This is a genomic window from Lentzea flava (assembly GCF_014648475.1).
GTDB lineage: Bacteria > Actinomycetota > Actinomycetes > Mycobacteriales > Pseudonocardiaceae > Lentzea > Lentzea flava.
Map to the genome: position 1 here is coordinate 1 of NZ_BMRE01000147.1, position 908 is coordinate 908.

2 protein-coding genes are annotated in these 908 nt (G+C 60.9%); one reads left to right on the plus strand and one right to left on the minus strand.

Going from position 1 to position 908, the window contains the following annotated elements:
- Positions 1-701 (minus strand): glycosyltransferase (locus tag IEZ09_RS45890; RefSeq protein ID WP_229813574.1); only part of this gene is annotated, 701 nt, incomplete at its 3' end.
- A 21-nt stretch (positions 702-722) separates the two neighbouring features.
- Here IEZ09_RS45890 and IEZ09_RS47320 point away from each other — a divergent pair.
- Positions 723-908: hypothetical protein (locus IEZ09_RS47320; RefSeq protein ID WP_229813575.1), on the plus strand; the 186-nt coding region annotated here is incomplete at its 3' end.

The following is a 908-nucleotide window of genomic DNA, read 5'->3' on the forward strand; positions in this document are numbered from 1 at the left end:
CCACCGAACACCCCGACAACCTGATCCAAGGTGTAACGCGGCCTCCCCCCCTCAACCTCAGACAGCATGCCCACAGCCAACTCACGCATCGCCTCCGTCGAAGGATGCAACACAAACCCAGGCGACACACTGGAAACCAACGAAACGTCACGACCTCGCAGTGACGCCACAAACTCCGGAAGAGTCCTTCGCCCTTCCACCCCAGGACGGAACTTGATAATCGCACCCCGCACCTTCGACGGCAACAACACCGCCGACATCCTCACCTTCCAATCGTGCATAGGGCGGAACAATGAGGATTCGTCGATCTGGACACCGCTGACTTCGAGAATCTTTGACAGCGTGTAAGGTTTTCCAGTGACCGGGTCGTCAAGTAGGCTCATTTTCCAGGACCATTCGCCGAGCAGCTCACGCGTCAGCTCGGACACGAGATGGCCGCGCGCTTTGCGACCCAGCGGGATCGCACATTCCCACTCATCTTCGACCCGCCTGATGGCATCCGTGAACTTGTCACCCCCACCCGGATCGGGACGCCACCCCGTGAGCCCCAGCCGCACCTCATCCGGCAACGACACACCCCCAGAGGACACCGCAGGCCCACCGACAAAACCACCATCGCCGGCACCGGACTGCTCCACCGCACCCGGCAGAGCCTCCCACCAATTCCGCACAGCGCTTTCGGTGAGCAGGCCGTCGGACAACAGCGCGACACTCGCCGGACTGTGAAGATCATCAGCCCTGCCCACACCAAGCCTGCTCGCCACCTCACCAATGCTCCTACCGCGCAAACCATTGGCCCAGCCAATCAACAGGCCGTGCAGATACGAGGACACAGGATCGGATTTTCTGCGTGGAAGCGAGATCGGGTGACCCTCGTTCTGCAGAACGATCAGATTACCCCGCTGAGT